15 protein-coding genes, 1 rRNA gene and 1 riboswitch are annotated in these 17,480 nt (G+C 69.7%); of the genes, 3 read left to right on the forward strand and 13 right to left on the reverse strand.

The genetic code is table 11. The annotated features are described in order from the left end of the window. Positions 1-50 precede the first annotated feature (50 nt). Complete coding sequence (locus ACFYZJ_RS08925) at positions 51-1,568, reverse strand: glutamate--cysteine ligase (protein WP_388564474.1); 1,518 nt, start codon at positions 1,566-1,568, stop codon at positions 51-53. Between the two features lie 530 nt (positions 1,569-2,098). On the opposite strand from ACFYZJ_RS08925, the gene ACFYZJ_RS08930 reads away from it, so the two are divergent. Both ACFYZJ_RS08930 and ACFYZJ_RS08935 read left to right on the forward strand, forming a co-directional pair. Continuing rightward, positions 2,099-2,686, forward strand: a complete 588-nt coding sequence (locus ACFYZJ_RS08930) for a hypothetical protein (RefSeq protein ID WP_388564477.1) — start codon at positions 2,099-2,101, stop codon at positions 2,684-2,686. A 407-nt stretch (positions 2,687-3,093) separates the two neighbouring features. Further along, positions 3,094-3,300, forward strand: coding sequence for a DUF5999 family protein (locus ACFYZJ_RS08935; protein WP_200423537.1), 207 nt, complete (start codon positions 3,094-3,096; stop codon positions 3,298-3,300). A gap of 90 nt (positions 3,301-3,390) precedes the next feature. On the opposite strand, the gene gcvP is transcribed toward ACFYZJ_RS08935, so the two are convergent. Further along, a complete protein-coding gene (gene gcvP, locus ACFYZJ_RS08940) occupies positions 3,391-6,273 on the reverse strand; it encodes an aminomethyl-transferring glycine dehydrogenase (protein ID WP_388564480.1) in 2,883 nt (960 codons plus the stop codon). 177 nt (positions 6,274-6,450) lie between these two features. Further along, positions 6,451-6,546, reverse strand: a riboswitch (glycine riboswitch). Between the two features lie 126 nt (positions 6,547-6,672). Here gcvP and ACFYZJ_RS08945 point away from each other — a divergent pair. After that, complete coding sequence (locus tag ACFYZJ_RS08945) at positions 6,673-7,041, forward strand: PRC-barrel domain-containing protein (RefSeq protein WP_388564483.1); 369 nt, start codon at positions 6,673-6,675, stop codon at positions 7,039-7,041. 39 nt (positions 7,042-7,080) lie between these two features. Here ACFYZJ_RS08945 and ACFYZJ_RS08950 read toward each other — a convergent pair whose 3' ends face one another. The 11 genes from ACFYZJ_RS08950 to rrf all read right to left on the reverse strand — a co-directional run. Further along, a complete protein-coding gene (locus ACFYZJ_RS08950) occupies positions 7,081-8,466 on the reverse strand; it encodes a DNA polymerase IV (RefSeq protein WP_388564486.1) in 1,386 nt (461 codons plus the stop codon). Between the two features lie 55 nt (positions 8,467-8,521). After that, entirely contained in the window at positions 8,522-9,157 is a 636-nt protein-coding gene (locus ACFYZJ_RS08955; RefSeq protein ID WP_388564488.1) for a MerR family transcriptional regulator, read from the reverse strand. A gap of 395 nt (positions 9,158-9,552) precedes the next feature. Continuing rightward, positions 9,553-10,026, reverse strand: coding sequence for a bifunctional nuclease family protein (locus ACFYZJ_RS08960; RefSeq protein ID WP_004002801.1), 474 nt, complete (start codon positions 10,024-10,026; stop codon positions 9,553-9,555). An 83-nt stretch (positions 10,027-10,109) separates the two neighbouring features. After that, positions 10,110-10,865 (reverse strand): MerR family transcriptional regulator, encoded by a 756-nt coding sequence (locus ACFYZJ_RS08965; protein WP_388564490.1) that lies wholly within the window; start codon positions 10,863-10,865, stop codon positions 10,110-10,112. 19 nt (positions 10,866-10,884) lie between these two features. Next, positions 10,885-11,757 carry an FHA domain-containing protein gene (locus ACFYZJ_RS08970; RefSeq protein WP_388564493.1) on the reverse strand — a complete coding sequence of 291 codons (873 nt, stop codon included), beginning with the start codon at positions 11,755-11,757 and terminating at the stop codon, positions 10,885-10,887. A gap of 61 nt (positions 11,758-11,818) precedes the next feature. Next, positions 11,819-12,673, reverse strand: a complete 855-nt coding sequence (locus tag ACFYZJ_RS08975) for a DUF881 domain-containing protein (RefSeq protein WP_388564495.1) — start codon at positions 12,671-12,673, stop codon at positions 11,819-11,821. A 6-nt stretch (positions 12,674-12,679) separates the two neighbouring features. Further along, complete coding sequence (locus tag ACFYZJ_RS08980) at positions 12,680-13,012, reverse strand: small basic family protein (RefSeq protein WP_019708255.1); 333 nt, start codon at positions 13,010-13,012, stop codon at positions 12,680-12,682. Further along, positions 13,009-13,845, reverse strand: a complete 837-nt coding sequence (locus tag ACFYZJ_RS08985; protein ID WP_388564499.1) for a DUF881 domain-containing protein — start codon at positions 13,843-13,845, stop codon at positions 13,009-13,011. Before ACFYZJ_RS08985 ends, ACFYZJ_RS08980 begins: the two co-directional genes overlap by 4 nt. 169 nt (positions 13,846-14,014) lie before the next feature. Next, positions 14,015-16,510 carry a sugar phosphate nucleotidyltransferase gene (locus ACFYZJ_RS08990; RefSeq protein ID WP_388564502.1) on the reverse strand — a complete coding sequence of 832 codons (2,496 nt, stop codon included), beginning with the start codon at positions 16,508-16,510 and terminating at the stop codon, positions 14,015-14,017. 105 nt (positions 16,511-16,615) lie between these two features. Then, entirely contained in the window at positions 16,616-17,233 is a 618-nt protein-coding gene (locus ACFYZJ_RS08995) for a CDP-alcohol phosphatidyltransferase family protein (protein ID WP_388564505.1), read from the reverse strand. A gap of 159 nt (positions 17,234-17,392) precedes the next feature. Continuing rightward, a 5S ribosomal RNA gene (gene rrf, locus ACFYZJ_RS09000) occupies positions 17,393-17,480 on the reverse strand; the annotation flags it as partial.

The raw sequence follows: 17,480 nt of genomic DNA on the forward strand, positions 1-17,480 counted from the left end.
GACGGAGAAGGGTGACCGTGCGGCCGGTCGGTCCGGCCGCAACGGACTCCTCAGCTCACGCCCGCCGGTTCCGGTAAGCCGACCGGCCAGGTGTGGACCGGTTCTCCGGCGTGCATCAGCTCGCGGTACCGCACGGTCGTCGCGGCCAGCGCGGCGTCCCGGTCGAGCCCCCGCTCCAGGGCCCGGTGGAACATGGCGGCCTGCCAGCTCGCGCCGTTGACCCGCCGCCGGCAGCGCTCCTCGATCACTCCCAGGTAGAAGTCCCGGTCGGCGGGTTCGACTCCCCACGCGTCCAGCCCCGCCTCGGCGAGCGGCAGCAGTTCCTCCCGCACCAGGTCCACGGCCGCCACCTCGGTGATTCCGCCGTACCGACCGCGCTTCGGCCACCGCAGGCGTGCCTCGATGCCGTACCGGCAGGCCGCGTCGAAGTTGGCGGCGGCGGCCTCGAACGGCAGCCTGGTCCACACCGGCCGCGACTCCTCGGCGAGGGCGCGCACCACGCCGTAGTAGAAGGCCGCGTTGGCGATCACATCGGTGACGGTGGGTCCCGCGGGCAGCACCCGGTTCTCCACCCGCAGATGCGGGACGCCGTCCGCGATGCCGTAGACGGGGCGGTTCCAGCGGTAGATGGTGCCGTTGTGCAGGACGAGTTCGGAGAGCTTCGGGACGCCTCCGTCGTCCAGGACGCGCAGGGGTTCCTCTTCGTCGCAGATCGGCAGCAGGGCGGGGAAGTAGCGCAGGTTCTCCTCGAACAGGTCCTGGGCCGAGGTGATCCAGCGCTCCCCGAACCAGGTGCGCGGCCGCACACCCTGAGCCTGGAGTTCCGGCGGCCGGGTGTCGGTGGACTGCTGGAACAGTGGCGGCCGGGACTCGCGCCACAGCTCACGTCCGAACAGGAACGGGGAGTTGGCACCGAGTGCGACCTGCGCCGCCGCGATCGCCTGGGCCGCGTTCCACAGGTCGGCGAAACGGTTCGGGGTGACCTGGAGGTGCAGCTGGACGGAGGTGCAGGCGGCCTCGGGCGTGATGGACCGCGCGCTGCACTCGAGCCGTTCGACGCCCTCGATGTCGAGCCGGAAGTCCTCGCCGCGCGCGGCCACGATCTGGTCGTTGAGCAGGGTGTAGCGGTCGACCGCGGAGAGGTTCGAGGAGACCAGGTCGTCCCGGTCGAGCGTCGGCAGAATCCCAATCATCAGGATCGAGGCATCCAGCTCGTTCGCTTTGCGGTCGGCATAAGCGAGCGAGATCCGCAGCTCCTCGGCGAGCCGGTCGAAAACGCGGCCGCCCAACCTGTGTGGAGCTATGTTGACTTCGAGGTTGAACCTGGCGAGTTCTGTTTGGAAATCTCGGCTGGCAATCCTTTCCAGAACTTGGGCGTTCATCATTCTCGGAGTCCCGTCATGCCCGACGAGATTCAACTCGATCTCGAGACCCATCAGGTTCTTGGGGCGATCGAACCGCTTCTCCTCCAGCAGTCGCGCGAGTCCCGCGAGGCACTGCCTGAGCTTATCGCGGTAGTGCTGGCGATCGGACAGGTCGAACGGCCCTGCCACGACCTTCTCTCCCATCGAAGCGTCCCTCCTGAGATGGGCAGGCCGACGTTACGGCCGCTGCTGTCCGGGGTCACGGGGGATGATGCCCAGGCAACGCGATCGATAACGTCCCGGTGGCGACCGTCACCCGCTACGCTGTCGCCGGGCACATTCGCGAGGCATGGGGCAGGACGCAGTTTCACTGTGCAACCGTCTAGTGAAAAACGCCGACAAGAATCGGCCGACCGCTACGGACAAGTATTCCGAGGTCGCCGCCCTGACGCCTGCGCAGGACCAGGACGAACCACGCTTGCCGTCGACCGGATATCACCTTGCCGACATAAGTGCGTCGCTCCGACGAAACAGCGTATGAACACGGGTCGTATAAACTTTGCGCACGGGGCAGAGAGTTGGCGCTCACGGTTCTGGGCCCTGTCGTCAAGCGCCGCCATCCGTCCGGGCTCGGTTACCCCCATCCCTCCCTCTGACCCCGAGAGCTGACAGTGCCGTCCGCCCGCCCACACGCCCTCGCGCCCCTGCGCCTGTCGAATGAGAGGCGACCCACCATGCAGTTGCATGTCCCCCCGGCTCCCGCGCCCGCTCTCCGCTCCGTCCTCACGGCCCTCGGTTCCCCCACCGCGGTCCGGGAGGCCCCCACCCCCTCCCTGCGCGCGGCTCAGGGACCCGCGACCCCCGAACTTCCGCTGCCCGTCCATGTCCTGGACCGGATCACCCCGGCCGGCACCGCGGCCACCCGGCTCGCCGGGTGGCGGTTCCTCATCCGCTCCGGGGGCCGCGCCGTGGCCGCCGCCGAGACCATGCTGACCCCCGACGGCTGGGCCTTCTCGCACTTCTTCGAGGGCCCGTACGTCGCCGCCACCGAGCGCGCCGTGCTCCAGGCGGAGACCTCGCTGACCGAGCCCTACCAGGCCCGGCTGCTGTCCGTGCCGGAGCTGTACATGCTCACCCTGTGGCTGCACGGCGACTGCACCGCCGACGGCGCGACGGGCCACCCGGCCGCGAACGACCTCCTGGTACCGCTCGCCCCCGCACCGCCCGGCATAGCGGCGCACCGCCCGCACCGCGTCGCCGACCTCCTGCCGGTACTGACCCACCGGATCACCCGCACCCCGCTGCTCGGCCAGCCCGCATAGATTCCAGGTCCCCTCCCACACACCGTGCCCCGCCGCCGGAGACGGCCGCGGGGCACGTCACATGTTCGGGTCATCGAACACCTCTCGCCACCCTCGCTCGTTCGTGCTCGATCACGCTCGTACGAGGAGCGACGTGGGCTTCCGCCCGCACGGACTAGCCCTTTCCGGCCCCCGCGAACCACCCGAAGTGACCGTGCGGTTGGGCTGAACCGTCCCGGCGGGGGATGCGTCATGAACCTGTGAGAAGCGGTGCTGCGAAATCCCTGCGGATCGACGCCCGTGGGGCAACACTGGGTTCCTGACCGACGTATCACCGACGGGGGGCGGCGATGAGCGACACGACGAGCCGCAGGACAGACACGACAGCCATCCCACACATACCGACAGAGCGAAAGATCCCCACCACCATGTGCCAGCACCAGCCACCGTGCCCGACCGCCGAATCCGCCGACCGGGAGTCCGCCCGACTCGTGGCGCACCACCCGGAGCAGGGATGGAGCCTGCTGTGCAACGGCGTGCTCCTGTTCGAGGACACCGGTGAGCTTCTGCCCGACGGTCAGATCATCGCCCCGCACCGCCCGCTGGGCATCGACCAGGTGATGACGGCCGCCTGAGCGCACACCAGGGCATCGACCGCCCTGACACACGAGGGGCCGGCCGGAGACACACGCTCCGCACCGGCCCCGACGCACGTCCCAGGGCGATCAGTCCTCGTAGGCGTCCAGCGGCGGGCAGGAGCAGACCAGGTTCCGGTCGCCGAAGGCCTGGTCGATGCGGCGCACCGGCGGCCAGTACTTGTCGGCGGCCGACACGCCCGCCGGGAAGACGGCCTCCTCACGGGTGTAGGCGTGCTTCCACTCGCCGCCCAGCGCCGCGGCGGTGTGCGGCGCGTTGCTCAGCGGGTTGTCCGCCGGCCACTCGCCCGAGCCGACCTTCTCGATCTCCGCGCGGATGGCGATCATCGCGTCGCAGAACCGGTCCAGCTCGGCCAGGTCCTCGGACTCGGTGGGCTCGATCATCAGCGTGCCGGCCACCGGGAACGACATCGTCGGCGCGTGGAAGCCGTAGTCGATCAGCCGCTTGGCCACGTCGTCCACGGTCACACCGGTCGCCTTGGTCAGCGGCCGCAGGTCGATGATGCACTCGTGCGCGACCAGGCCTCCGGGGCCGGTGTAGAGGACCGGGTAGTGCGGCTCCAGACGCCTGGCGATGTAGTTGGCGGACAGCACGGCCACCTGGGTGGCGCGCTTGAGGCCCTCGCCGCCCATGAGCCGGACGTACGCCCACGAGATCGGCAGGATGCCCGCGGAGCCCCAGGGGGCGGCCGAGATCGGGCCCACGCCCGTCTGCGGACCGGCCTCGGGCTGCAGCGGGTGGTTCGGCAGGTAGGGCGCCAGGTGCTCGCGGACCGCCACCGGGCCGACGCCCGGACCACCACCGCCGTGCGGGATGCAGAACGTCTTGTGCAGGTTCAGGTGCGAGACGTCCCCGCCGAAGTGTCCCGGCTTGGCGAGGCCGACCAGCGCGTTGAGGTTGGCGCCGTCGACGTAGACCTGCCCGCCCGCCTCGTGCACGGCCGCGCAGATGTCGGCGACGTGCTCCTCGAACACGCCGTGCGTGGACGGGTACGTGATCATCAGCACCGACAGCTCGTCACGGTACTGCTCGATCTTGGCACGCAGGTCCTCCACGTCGATCTCGCCGTCCTCGGCGGTCTTCACGACGACGACCTTCATCCCGGCCATGACGGCGCTGGCGGCGTTGGTGCCGTGCGCGGAGGACGGGATGAGGCAGACGGTCCGCTGGTCGTCGCCGTTGGCGCGGTGGTAGCCGCGCACGGCCAGCAGACCGGCCAGCTCGCCCTGGGAGCCGGCGTTGGGCTGGAGGGAGACCTTGTCGTAGCCGGTGACCTCGGCGAGACGTTCCTCCAGCTCGTGGATGAGCGTGAGATAGCCCTGCGCCTGCTCGGCGGGCGCGAACGGGTGCAGCTGACCGAACTCCGGCCAGGTCACCGGCTCCATCTCGGTGGTCGCGTTGAGCTTCATGGTGCACGAGCCCAGCGGGATCATGCCGCGGTCGAGCGCGTAGTCCCGGTCGGCCAGCCTGCGCAGGTAGCGCAGCATCGCGGTCTCCGAGCGGTGCTGGTGGAAGACCGGGTGGGTGAGGTAGTCGTCGCTGCGCAGCAGGGACTGCGGAAGCGTCTCCTCGGTGGTCGCGTCCAGCGCGTCGATGTCGCCCCCGACGCCGAACGCGCTCCACACCGCGCGCAGCTGGGCCCGACCGGTGGTCTCGTCGCAGGCGACCGAGACGTGGTCGGGGTCGACGAGGCGCAGGTTGACGCCGTTGTCCCGGGCGGCGGCGACGACCTCGGCGGCCCGCCCCGGGACCCGCGCGGTGACGGTGTCGAAGTAGGCGCCGTGCACGACCTCGATCCCGCCGCCCGTCAGGCCCGCTGCGAGGACCACGGCGTACCGGTGGGTTCGCCGGGCGATGTTCCGCAGACCCTCGGGCCCGTGGTAGACGGCGTACATCCCGGCCATCACGGCGAGCAGCACCTGGGCGGTGCAGATGTTACTGGTCGCCTTCTCGCGGCGGATGTGCTGTTCCCGTGTCTGCAGGGCGAGCCGGTACGCCTTGTGGCCGTCGGCGTCCACGGAGACCCCCACGAGCCGGCCGGGCAGACTGCGGGCGAACTTCTCGTGGACCGCCATGTAACCCGCGTGCGGACCGCCGAAGCCCATCGGGACGCCGAAGCGCTGCGTGGTGCCCACGGCGATGTCGGCGCCCAGCTCACCGGGGGACGTCAGGAGCGTGAGCGCGAGCAGGTCGGCGGCGACGGTGACCAGGGCGCCCAGCTGGTGGGCCTGGTCGATGAGGGGCTTGAGGTCGCGTACGGCACCGGAGGCGCCCGGGTACTGGACCAGCACGCCGTTGATCTCCCGCTCGGCGACCTCGGCCGGGATGCCGTCGCTGAGGTCGGCGACGACGACCTCGACACCGGTGGGCTCGGCGCGGGTCTGGATCACGGCGATGGTCTGCGGCAGCGCGTCCGCGTCGACCAGGAACAGGCCGTTCTTGTTCTTGCCCATGCGCCGGGACAGCGCCATCGCCTCGGCGGCGGCGGTGCCCTCGTCGAGCAGGGAGGCGCCCGAGGTCGGCAGACCGGTGAGGTCGGCGACCATGGTCTGGAAGTTGAGCAGCGCCTCCAGCCGACCCTGGGAGATCTCCGGCTGGTACGGCGTGTACGCGGTGTACCAGGCCGGGTTCTCCATGACGTTCCGCAGGATGACCGGCGGCGTGAAGGTGCCGTAGTACCCAAGACCGATCATGGAGTCCAGGACCTGGTTGCGGTCGGCGAGGGAGCGCAGCTCGGCCAGCACCTCGGCCTCGGTGCGCGCACCCGGCAGGTCCAGGGCGTCGGCGTTCTTGATCACATCGGGCACCGCGGCGGCGGTGAGCTCGTCGAGCGAGCCGTAGCCGACCTGCGCGAGCATCTTGGCCCGCGCCTCCTGGTCGGGCCCGATGTGGCGGTGCTCGAACGGAGTGCCCTGTTCGAGCTCGGAGAGCGGGATGCGCTGGGCGGTCATTGCGGAGGCCTCCTGGTCTGACGCGACCTTCGAGGGGCACCACGGCGCGGGTACCCCGACGGCCTCCCCCTCTGTCATCTCGACCTGAGAGCTTCACCGGTCCGCCCGAAGGCGGGCCGGCTTTCACCGTCGGTGAGAGCGGAAGCCGTCGACACCCGCCCTGCTTTCCAGAGTGACCTCGTCCGTGCGGTACCTGGGCCTGAGAGATTCCGGGGAGGATTTGCTCCTTCGGCGCCTCCGGATCGCTCCGGAGGACTCTCCCGCACGGGGTCAACGGCCGATTGCCAGACTACCAGCGAGGACGAGTCGGCAGTCTGCGCGGCAACCTTCAAGTGGCCGCCTTCCCGAATGTGCTCTTTCGTAGTGCCTACGGATGGGGTGCGACCAGTTGGAGGGACCGTGCAGACCGACATCGATCCGCGGAATCTGATCGGCCGCAAGGCGTACGACCGCAACGGCCACAAGATCGGCACGATCGACGAGGTGTACCTCGACGACGCGACGGGTGTGCCGGAGTGGGCGGCCATACGAACAGGCCTGTTCGGCAGGGACGCGTTCGTCCCCCTGGAGCCCAGCGAGCTGGTCGAGGGCGCGCTGTACGTCCCCTTCGAACGCTCCCTGATCAAGGAGGCCCCGGACTTCGGCGTCGGCCGCCACCTGTCCCCCGAACAGGAACTGCAGCTCTACCACCACTACGGCCTGGACGTCTCGGCACCACCGCCGCCCGACCGCGACTTCGGCCACCTGGCGGGCTCGGACGAGACGTGACGGGGCAGGCGGGCGGATGTCCGTGCCTGTCGAGCGGTGTCAGGCGCCCGTGCCGGTGGGGGCCGGGTGCCCCACGACGTCGGGGAGCTCGGGGACCAGCGGCAGCGGCTCCGCCGGTTCCAGCTGAGGGTCGTCGACGCCGAACGTGCGGACCCGGCCCGGCTCGGACTGCGGTGTCTCGAACCGTACGGTCACCCTGCCCAGCCCGCTGCCCTGCACCCACCCAGGCCCGTACTCGGCGTGACGGACGTCATGCCCAGCGAGCCAGATCCGCTCGGGCGACGCCGCCGGCTCCTCGGTGAGGGGCTCCTCCGTGTCCGGCCGCTCCTCCGCCGTGGCCTCCCCCGCCGCCAGGTGCGCCTGCGCGAACAGGTCCTCCTGTGTGTAGTCGGCGAGTCCGCTGACCCCGACGCCCAGCAGCCGTACGCCACCGGTCGTGTCCACGGACTCCAGCAGCCGCGCCGCCGCCTCCCGCACCACCGCGGGATCGTCCGTGGGCCCCCGCAGGGTCTCGGACCGGGTCAGGGTGGAGAAGTCGTACCTGCGCACCTTCAGCACGATGGTCCGCCCCGACAGCCCGGCGTCCCGCAGCCTGCGCACACACCGGTCCGCCAGCCGCTGCACCTCCAGCCCGATCCGCAGCCGGTCGTGGATGTCGACGTCGTAGGTGTCCTCGACGGACACCGACTTTGCCTCCCGCTCGGCCACCACCGGTCGCTCGTCGTGCGCCAGCGCCATCGCGTACAGCGCCTGCCCGTGCGCCTTGCCCAGCAGCCGTACGAGCTCGTCCTGGCCCGCCTCGGCGATCTCGTCGATCGTGGTGATCCCGGCCCGCCGCAGGTGGTCACCGGTCGCCGGGCCGACGCCCGGCAGCGTGCGCACCGGCAACGGACCGAGCAGCGCGCGCTCGGTACCCGGCCGTATCAGCACCAGGCCGTCCGGCTTGGCCTGCTCCGAGGCGATCTTGGCGAGCATCTTGGAGGCGGCGAGCCCCACGGACCCCGTCAGCCCGGTGACGGCCCGGATGTCGGCGCGCAGCTTCACCCCGGTCAGCCGCGCCGACTCCTCGTCCCAGGCGGCTCCCCCGGCTTCCAGATCCACGAACGCCTCGTCCAGGCTCAACGGCTCCACCAACGGCGACAGGCCCCGCAGCAGTGTCATCACCTGCTCGCTGATCCTTCGGTAGAGCCCGAAGCGAGGCACCAGATACGCGGCGTTGGGCGCGAGCCGGCGTGCCTGGGCCATGGGCATCGCCGAGTGCACCCCGAAGACCCGTGCCTCGTACGAGGCCGTGGCCACCACTCCGCGGGGTCCCAGCCCGCCCACGATCACGGCCTTCCCGCGCAGGCTCGGCTTGGCTGCCTGCTCCACCGAGGCGTAGAAGGCATCCATGTCGAGGTGCAGGATGGTCGGCGCGGTTCTCACAACTCCGATGCTGCCCTACGCCACTGACAATGCGGCCCTGCCGCGGGCCGCGCGCTCAGACGGCCCGGTTGCGCCGCCGTGCCAGCTCGTCCGCCGCGTTGTGGCCCACGATGGTCTCGCCCGTGTCGACACGTTCACCGTGCAACTGCGACAGCGCGTTCTCCACGTCCCGCCATACGACGCCCACGGCGATGCCGAAGACGCCCTGCCCGCCCTGGAGCAGGGCGTGGACCTCGTCCGGGGACGTGCACTCGTAGACCGTCGCGCCGTCGCTCATCAGCGTCATCCGCTCCAGGTCGCGGAAGCCTCGCTCCCTGAGGTGCTGGACGGCGGTGCGGATGTTCTGCAGCGACACTCCGGTGTCGAGGAAACGCTTGACGATCTTCAGAACGACGACATCGCGGAAGCTGTACAGCCGCTGCGTCCCCGACCCGTACGCGGGGCGGACGCTCGGTTCGACGAGACCGGTTCTGGCCCAGTAGTCCAGCTGCCGGTAGGTGATGCCCGCTGCGGCACACGCCGTGGGCCCGCGGTAGCCGATGTGGTCGGAAGCCGCCCCCGGGCCGCCCGGCACGGGCGTAGGCCGCTGAGGGGCGGAGCCGGCCGCGTTGCCGTGAAGCCGGTACGGACCGCTCTCCCCCAGACTGCGTCCAGGGGCACCCCCAGCCGTACCGCCGCCGCTGCTTCTCACGCCGACCTCCGTCCTTGACCTGCCTTCTCGACGGTAGGCAGTCACCAGGGGTGCGTCAACGATCGCCACACTCGGCACGCCGAGTGATAATCACCCTAGGAGTGGTTTCCCGTGCCCTCCCGCGGGGAAAGGCTAGCCGAATGCCCTGGCGGGCCCTCGGAGACCGCTGCTCCGGCCGTCCGCCTCTCCGTCACCCGACGGCGGCTCCCGGCGTCGAGGGCGGTCGGGCCCCGGCAAACGGTCTCCTGATGCGGGCCATCTCCTTCAGCGCGGGATGCAGGCGGACACTGCGGTCGGCGCGCTCGGGCCGGGCCCGGCAAGGGCCTCGCAGGCGACATGGCGCGGTGAAGCCGCGGGCGCCGCGTCGCCCGCCGGCCCAACCCCCGGAGGGACCGTCACTGGCTGCTGGTCCCGAAGTCCTCCGGTGAGATCTGGTCGAGGAACTCGCGGAACTTCTCGACCTCGTCCTCCTGCTCGTCCGGGATGGCGATCCCCGCGTCGTCCAGCACGCCGTCACTGCCGTAGATCGGCGTGCCGGTGCGCAGCGCCAGCGCTATGGCGTCGGACGGGCGGGCGCTCACCTCGACGCCGCTGGCGAAGACCAGCTCCGCGTAGAAGACGCCTTCACGCAGATCCGTGATGCGTACTTCCGTGAGCTCCTGCCCGACGGCCTCCAGCACGTCCTTGAACAGGTCGTGGGTCAGAGGTCGCGCGGGGGCCATGCCCTGCTGGGCGAACGCGATCGCCGTCGCCTCCCCGGGGCCGATCCAGATGGGGAGGTAGCGGTCGCCACCCACTTCACGCAGGAGCACGATCGGTTGGTTGGAGGGCATCTCGACCCGGACACCTACGACATCGAGCTCGTTCACACAGCAACCCTAGGCCGTGCTCGGGATGTTTGGGTAGTCGGGCACAGAACGCCTGGCCGATCCGCCCACGGCGAACGCCCGGATCAGGGCAGCCGCACGCCCAGCGCGGACTGCACCAGCGCCGCGTGCAGCTTCACCGCGAGCCCCGCCAGCTCCCTCGTACGGGCCTCGGCATGCGCCCTGGTCTGCGGGTTGCGGTGGCGTCGCAGGGGGGCCACCACCTGGTCCACCAGGCCGGCCTCGCGGTCCGCGGCGGCCTTCATCACCCGCAGATGGCGTGGCTCGATGCCGTGCCGGCCCAGTTCCACCACGAGAGTGGCCACGGTGATCGCCTCGGCGTCGTACGTGCCGTCCGGCAGCGGCGTGAGCAGCCCGTAGGACTCCCACTCCTGAAGCTGCTCGGCACCGATCCCGGTGGCCGTCAGCAGCTCCTCGCGGCCGATCCGGGCGGGCGCGGGGCTCTCGGGCTCGCCCAGGAGGTCTCCGAGGAGCTCGCCCTCGCCGGTCTCCCCCGGTCGGCCCAGGGACGGCAGCCGCACCTCCTCGCCCCGCTCCAGGGCGTCCAGGTGCTCGCGGATCACCTTCAGCGGCAGATAGTGGTCCCGCTGCATCCTCAGCACCTGGCCGAGCCGCTCGACGTCATGGGTGCTGAACTTGCGGTACCCCGAGGGGGTCCGCTGCGGCTCGATGAGCCCCTCCGACTCCAGGAAACGGATCTTGGAGATGGTGACTTCCGGGAACTCCTCGCGCAGCACGTTCAGCACTGTGCCGATGCTCATCAGCCGGCCGTCCGCGGCGGCGGCGCCGCTGTCGGCACCGCCGCTCGGTGTGTGAAGCATGGACCCTTCCCCGCGCGGGTCAGATGCCCCGCTGGCTCGCGTAGAAGACCAGCCTGTACTTGCCGATCTGCACCTCGTCGCCGTTGTGGAGCGCGACCTGGTCGATCCGCTCACGGTTGACGTACGTGCCGTTGAGGCTGCCGACGTCGGCGACCGTGAACGTGCCGTCCGCGCCCCGGCGGAACTCGACGTGGCGGCGCGAGACCGTCACATCGTCCAGGAAGATGTCGCTCTGCGGATGGCGCCCCGCCGTGGTCAGGTCGCTGTCCAGCAGAAAGCGGCTGCCCGAGTTCGGGCCCCGGCGCACCACCAGGAGCGCCGAGCCGAACGGCAACGCCTCCACGGCCGCCTGTGCCTCGGGAGACAGCGTCGGCACCGGCGTCTGGCCGGTGGCCTCCGCGTCGTAGGCCTCCAGGCCCGAGATGGAGATCGTGGACGTCGTCTCCGACGCGCGCTCCGGGACCGCCCCGGCCCGCAGCGGCGCACCGCAGTTGGAGCAGAAGCGGCTGTTCTCCGCGTTGCGGTGACCGCACCGCGTACACACCAGGGCCGACATGCCCCCGAAACCTATGCCGCCGGACGCGGCAGGGTCAACCGACGGCGCGCCCTGACCTCCGGAAATGTCACCACCCGGACCAGCGACCTGATCGCGGAAGAGCGGCCGCTGGCCCTCCGCGTCTCCCGGCTGTGCGCGATGGCGGGCGGTCGCGTTGTCGCTGCCCTCTCGCGCGCTCTTGCCGAACAACTTCGCAAACAACTTCACGGGCGATTCCCCTTGACCGAAACAGACCCGCCCGTGGGGCAGGACGAACCCTGACTGCGTACACCGGCCGACCCGGACATCCTCACAACGTCCGTTTCCACCAGACAGTTTCCACCACGCACCACCCATTCGGTGCGCCGACCCCCCGCAACCTCATGCCCCTGCCGGACGGCCTCCATGCACCCCCGGTTCACGGGGAGGACGACCGAGCGTAGTCAGGGCGCTTCGCCGCTCGCAAGGCGTCCACGACGATCTTCGTGGAGCGCTCCACGGTAACCGTGGCCTGCTCCTTCTCGAGGGTCTGCACCACGCCTCCGGGGATGTTGAGCGCCGGCTCGAGGTCCTGCGGTTTGCCGATGACCTTGAAACTATAGGGCTGAGTGATCTTGTTCCCGTCGACACTGACACCTTTCCCGGAGTCCGACAGGTAGGTGCCGGCGACGACCCGTACGCCGTTCACCTCTATCGCCTCCGCACCGGCCGCGCGCAGCTCCTGGATCGCGTCGAGCAGCATGTCCGCCTGGACCGTCCCCTTCGTGTCCCGGACCGTCAGCGTGATCCCGGGTCCCTCGGCGGCCACCGTGCCCGCAAGGATGCCGAGTTGCTTCTCCTTCTCGGCGGTCTGCCTGCGGGCCTCCTCGGCCCGGTCCGAACTGTTCTCCAACTCGGCCCGCTGATCCTCGAGACCCTGCTTCTCGTCCTGAAGACGCTGCGTACGGTCGTCCAGTTCATCGAGGATGCGTACAAGATCCTCTTGGCGGGCGCCGCGCAGGGCACCGCCGCCGTCGCTGTTGGAGGCGACCTGGATCGCCAGACCGAAGCCGAGGCCGAACAGCAGGACGGCCACGATGAGTTGGGCACGGCTGACGCGCGGCGGCCACAGCCCCTGCACCAGGCGCTGACGGCCGGTCAGTGCTGTGGCGTGCTCGTCGTCCGTCGTCCCCGGCGGCTCGGGGGCCGCGACCGGAACCTCCTCGGGCAGTTCCCTGCGCAGCCGGTGCTCGGAGGTCCCCGGCGGCTCGTTGGTCTCTTCCTCGTTGCTCATCGTGCCTCACGCCCGGAACACATGCCGGCGGATCGCCGCGGCGTTGGAGAAGATGCGGATGCCGAGGACGACCACCACACCGGTGGACAGCTGCGCGCCGACGCCCAACTTGTCGCCCAGGAACACGATCAGCGCCGCCACCACCACATTGGACAGGAACGACACCACGAAGACCTTGTCGTCGAAGATGCCGTCGAGCATGGCCCGCAGACCACCGAACACGGCGTCGAGCGCTGCCACGACGGCGATCGGAAGGTAAGGCTCGACGACCGCCGGGACCTCGGGCCGAACCAACAGGCCGACCACCACTCCGACGACGAGGCCCAGTACCGCGATCACGATGTGCCCTTCTCTGTGCTTGGTTGTGCTGTTCGTACAATCACACTGGGTGCGGCGGGCAGCCGGACGTCACCCTCGGTGGAGATGCCGGTCCGGATCCCGTAGTTCTCCTGCAGTGCGTGCAGGTAGAGCCCGTCGGCGCTGTTCTGGAACCGCGCGCTCAGCCTTTCCCCGTCCCCCACCGCGAGCACGGTGTACGGCGGCACCAGCGGCCTGTTGTCCACCAGTATCGCGTCACCCGCGGCCCTGATCGCCGACAGGGCGGTCAGCCGCTGCCCGTTGATCGCGATCGCCTCGGCACCCGACTCCCACAGCCCGTTGACGACACGCTGCAGGTCCCGGTCGCGGACGCGCCCCGTGTCGGAGAACCCCGAGGTCTCGCGCGGGTTGCCGTCACCACCGGTGGTGGCTTCCTTGGCGTCGTCGACGACGAGCTTCACCCCGGGTCCGTGCACCGCGACCGCACCGGACAGGATCCCCACCAGGTCGGCCGGGTCGCCGCCCCCGTCCTGCCGCAGGGCCGCGCGCTGCCGTGCGCTCACGTCGTCGCGCAGCTTGTCCACCGTGCCCTCGAGCTTGTCCGCGGCGGCGGTCTCACGCTGGATGCGGTCGATGAGTTCCTGACGCTCCTTGGCGACCGTCGGCGCGGCGATCCGCGCCTGCGCGGCGCCCACGGTCACCACCAGGGCGGCGAGCACCAGGCCGGCCGCGAGGCCGAGCTTGGCCCGAACCGTCCTGGGCATACCGGCAGCGCCCTCGGACCTCTTCCGGGCGGCGGCCTCGGCGTATCCGTCGTCGAGGCTGTGGTCCATGACGTTGGTCAGCAACGACATGGACGCGTCCGGGCGCGGGGGGCGCGTCGGTGTGCTCCGAACGGGGGGCGGCTGCGGCATGCCGCACATCGTCGCACGTCGCGCGCGCTACCTCCGAATGGCCCCACCCGCGTGCCGGACAGGCCCCCTTGGGGACACTTGTCCGGCACGCGCGCGTGCCTTGCGCGTTCTACCGCCCGGCGCTGTCCACGACGGCCGACCACTCGTCCAGCAGCGCCTGCGCGGAGGCGTCGTCGGGTCCCTCGGCCCACAGATGGGTGACGGCCTCGGCCGGGTCGGGCAGCACCAGCACCCAGCGGCCATCGGTCTCCACGACCCGCACGCCGTCGGTCGTGTCCACGAACCGGTCCCCGGCGGCCTCCACGACCCGACGCATCACGAGCCCCTTGACCGCCCACGGAGTCGCGAGATCCCGCTTGAGGACGTGCGCCCGCGGAATCCGCGCGTCGATCTGGCTGAGAGTGAGCTGCGTCCGCGCCACCAGCCCGATCAGCCGTACGAAGGCGGCCGTGCCGTCGAAGACGCTGCTGAACTCCGGCACGATGAACCCGCCACGCCCGTCGCCGCCGAAGATCGTCGACTCTTCGCGGCCTACGCGGGTGAGGTCGTCCGGCGAGGTGGTCGTCCACTCGACCTGTGTCCCGTGGTACGCCGCCACCTGCTCGGCGATCCTCGTCGTCGTCACCGGCAGCGCCACCCGCCCGCTGCGCCGCTCGGCGGCCACGAGGTCGAGCATCACCAGCAGCGCCCGGTCGTCCTCGACGATGCGCCCCTTCTCGTCGACGAGCGACAACCGCTCACCGACGGGGTCGAACCTCACGCCGAACGCGGCGCCCGACGACGCGACGATCTCACCGAGCCGCACCAGCCCCGCCCGCCGCGCCTCGGCGGACTCGGTGGGCCGGGACTCGTCCAGACCGGGGTTGATCGTCAGCGAGTCCACGCCGAGCTTGCCGAGCAGGCTGGGGAGAACCAGTCCCGCACTACCGTTCGAGGCATCCACGACGACCTTGAGGCCCGACTCGGCGATCCCCGTGGTGTCGACGCTCCGCAGCAGCGAACCGGTGTACGAGTCGAAGACGCTGGACGGGAAGTAGAGGTCGCCGATCTCACCCGGGAACGCTCGCCGGTACTCCTGGCGCGCGAAGATCCGGTCCAGCTTGCGCTGGCCCGCCTGTGACAGATCTGCGCCCTGCCCGTCGAAGAACATGATGTCGACGGAGTCCGGCACCCCGGGCGACGTCCGGATCATGATGCCGCCGGCACTGCCCCGCGCGGTCTGCTGCCGGGCCACCGGCAGCGGTACATTCTCCAGGTCCCGTACGTCGATGGCGCTGGCCTGCAGCGCCGAGATGACCGCACGCTTCAGCGCACGAGCGCCCCGGGAGTGGTCACGTGCGGTGGTGACCGTGGACCCCTTCTTCAGGGTGGTGGCATACGCGCCGGCCAGCCGTACGGCCAGTTCGGGCGTGATCTCCACGTTCAGGATGCCGGACACACCGCGGGCGCCGAAGAGATGGGCCTGTCCGCGGGACTCCCAGATGACCGAGGTGTTGACGAAGGCACCGGCCTCGATCGTCTTGAACGGGTACACCCGCACATTGCCCTGGACGATGGATTCCTCGCCGATGAGGCACTCATCGCCGATCACCGCGCCGTCCTCGATCCGGGCCGCGCGCATGATGTCGGTGTTCTTGCCGACCACACAGCCCCGCAGATTGCTGTGCTGGCCGATGTACACGTTGTCGTGGACGACGGCCTTGTGCAGAAACGCCCCGCTCTTCACGACGACGTTCGAGCCCACGACGGTGTGTTCCCGTATTTCGGCACCGGCCTCGACCTTGGCGTAGTCACCGATGTACAGCGGCCCCCGCAGCACCGCGTCCGGGTGCACCTCCGCGCCCTCCGCGACCCAGACGCCGGGGGAGATCTCGAAGCCGTCGATATCGACGTCGACCTTGCCCTCCAGGACGTCGGCCTGCGCCTTGACATAGCTCTCGTGGGTGCCGACGTCCTCCCAGTAACCCTCGGCGACATAGCCGTAGATCGGCTTGCCCTCCTTCATCAGCTGGGGGAAGACATCGCCGGACCAGTCGACGGGAACGTCGGGTTCGACGTAGTCGAAGACCTCGGGCTCCATGACGTAGATGCCCGTGTTCACGGTGTCGGAGAAGACCTGGCCCCAGGTCGGCTTCTCCAGGAAGCGCTCGACCTTTCCCTCTTCGTCGACGATGGTGATGCCGAATTCCAGCGGGTTGGGCACACGCGTCAGACAGACGGTGACCAGGGCGCCCTTTTCCTTGTGGAAATTGATCAGATCGGTGAGGTCGAAGTCGGTCAGCGCATCACCGGAGATCACGAGGAACGCGTCGTCCTTGAGTGCTTCCTCGGCGTTCTTGACGCTCCCGGCGGTACCGAGTGGCTTCTCCTCGTTGGCATATGTGAGCTCCATACCGAGCTCTTCGCCGTCACCGAAGTAGTTTTTGACCAGTGAAGCCAGGAACTGCACGGTTACGACGGTCTCGTTGAGCCCATGCCTTTTGAGCAGCCGCAGTACGTGCTCCATGATCGGCCGGTTGGCCACCGGCAGGAGCGGCTTGGGCATGCTCGAGGTCATGGGGCGAAGGCGCGTGCCCTCGCCTCCGGCCATCACGACGGCCTTCATGTCGGAAGCGTCCTCCTCCAAGAGACGACGGTCCAGCCGACTTCACCCGTCTAGATTGTCCCGCAGTTTCCCCGGGCGGGCCATCGAGCCGCGGGCGGCGGCCAATCAGGGGGCTGAATCGGCCATGGCGTCCGCCCTGACAAGTCGGCGGACTTGGACCACGTAGAGGACTCCTGCCCACCAATAGAGCGTTGTACCCCATCCGGCGAACGCCCATCCGAAAATAGCAGCGAGTGACGCGATCCATCCAGTTCCGTCACTGAGGAGGAGCAGCGGGAAAGCGTACATCAGGTTGAAGGTGGCGGCCTTCCCGAGGAAGTTCACCTGAGGCGGCGGATAGCCGTGACGCCTGAGGATGCCCACCATCACCAGCAGAACCAGCTCTCGCGCCACGAGTACGGAGGTCAGCCAAAGAGGCAGAATCCCGCGCCAGGTGAGACCGAGCAACGTCGAGGCGATGTACAGCCGGTCGGCGGCGGGGTCGAGCAGCCGGCCGAGACTGCTGATCTGGTTCCAGCGCCGGGCGAGCTTGCCGTCGAGATAGTCACTGACACCGCTGAACACCAGCACCAGCAGCGCCCAGCCGTCGCTCTTCGGCCCGCCGAACTCCGGCCTGAGGATCAGCCACAGGAAGACGGGCACGCCGACGAGCCGCGCCATGCTGAGGATGTTCGGGATGGTGAGGACGCGGTCCGTCTGGACACGGGTCTCCTGGACCTCCACCCGGGGGCCTCCTGCGGGAACGAACCAACGATGATGCTCCCTGACCTTACCCGGCGAGTTCCGGCCGGAGTGCGGAGGGGTTCCCTTGCGGTCCGACTCAGGAGCTCTTCAACGCAGAAAACCCCCGTGCCGAAAAGCACGGGGGTTTCCTCAAGAATTGTTCGGCGGTGTCCTACTCTCCCACAGGGTCCCCCCTGCAGTACCATCGGCGCTGTAAGGCTTAGCTTCCGGGTTCGGAATGTAACCG

Origin of the sequence: Streptomyces sp. NPDC001848 (assembly GCF_042891915.1) — a bacterium.
GTDB lineage: Bacteria > Actinomycetota > Actinomycetes > Streptomycetales > Streptomycetaceae > Streptomyces.

Coding starts and splice junctions, on each gene's coding strand:
- gcvP (WP_388564480.1), bottom strand. CDS start 6,273: ATGACCGCCCAGCGCATCCCGCTCTCCGAGCTCGAACAGGGCACTCCG.
- ACFYZJ_RS08935 (WP_200423537.1), top strand. CDS start 3,094: ATGTGCCAGCACCAGCCACCGTGCCCGACCGCCGAATCCGCCGACCGG.
- ACFYZJ_RS08930 (WP_388564477.1), top strand. CDS start 2,099: ATGCAGTTGCATGTCCCCCCGGCTCCCGCGCCCGCTCTCCGCTCCGTC.
- ACFYZJ_RS08975 (WP_388564495.1), bottom strand. CDS start 12,673: ATGAGCAACGAGGAAGAGACCAACGAGCCGCCGGGGACCTCCGAGCAC.
- ACFYZJ_RS08990 (WP_388564502.1), bottom strand. CDS start 16,510: ATGAAGGCCGTCGTGATGGCCGGAGGCGAGGGCACGCGCCTTCGCCCC.
- ACFYZJ_RS08925 (WP_388564474.1), bottom strand. CDS start 1,568: ATGGGAGAGAAGGTCGTGGCAGGGCCGTTCGACCTGTCCGATCGCCAG.
- ACFYZJ_RS08985 (WP_388564499.1), bottom strand. CDS start 13,845: ATGTCGTTGCTGACCAACGTCATGGACCACAGCCTCGACGACGGATAC.
- ACFYZJ_RS08970 (WP_388564493.1), bottom strand. CDS start 11,757: ATGGGTGGTGCGTGGTGGAAACTGTCTGGTGGAAACGGACGTTGTGAG.
- ACFYZJ_RS08965 (WP_388564490.1), bottom strand. CDS start 10,865: ATGCTTCACACACCGAGCGGCGGTGCCGACAGCGGCGCCGCCGCCGCG.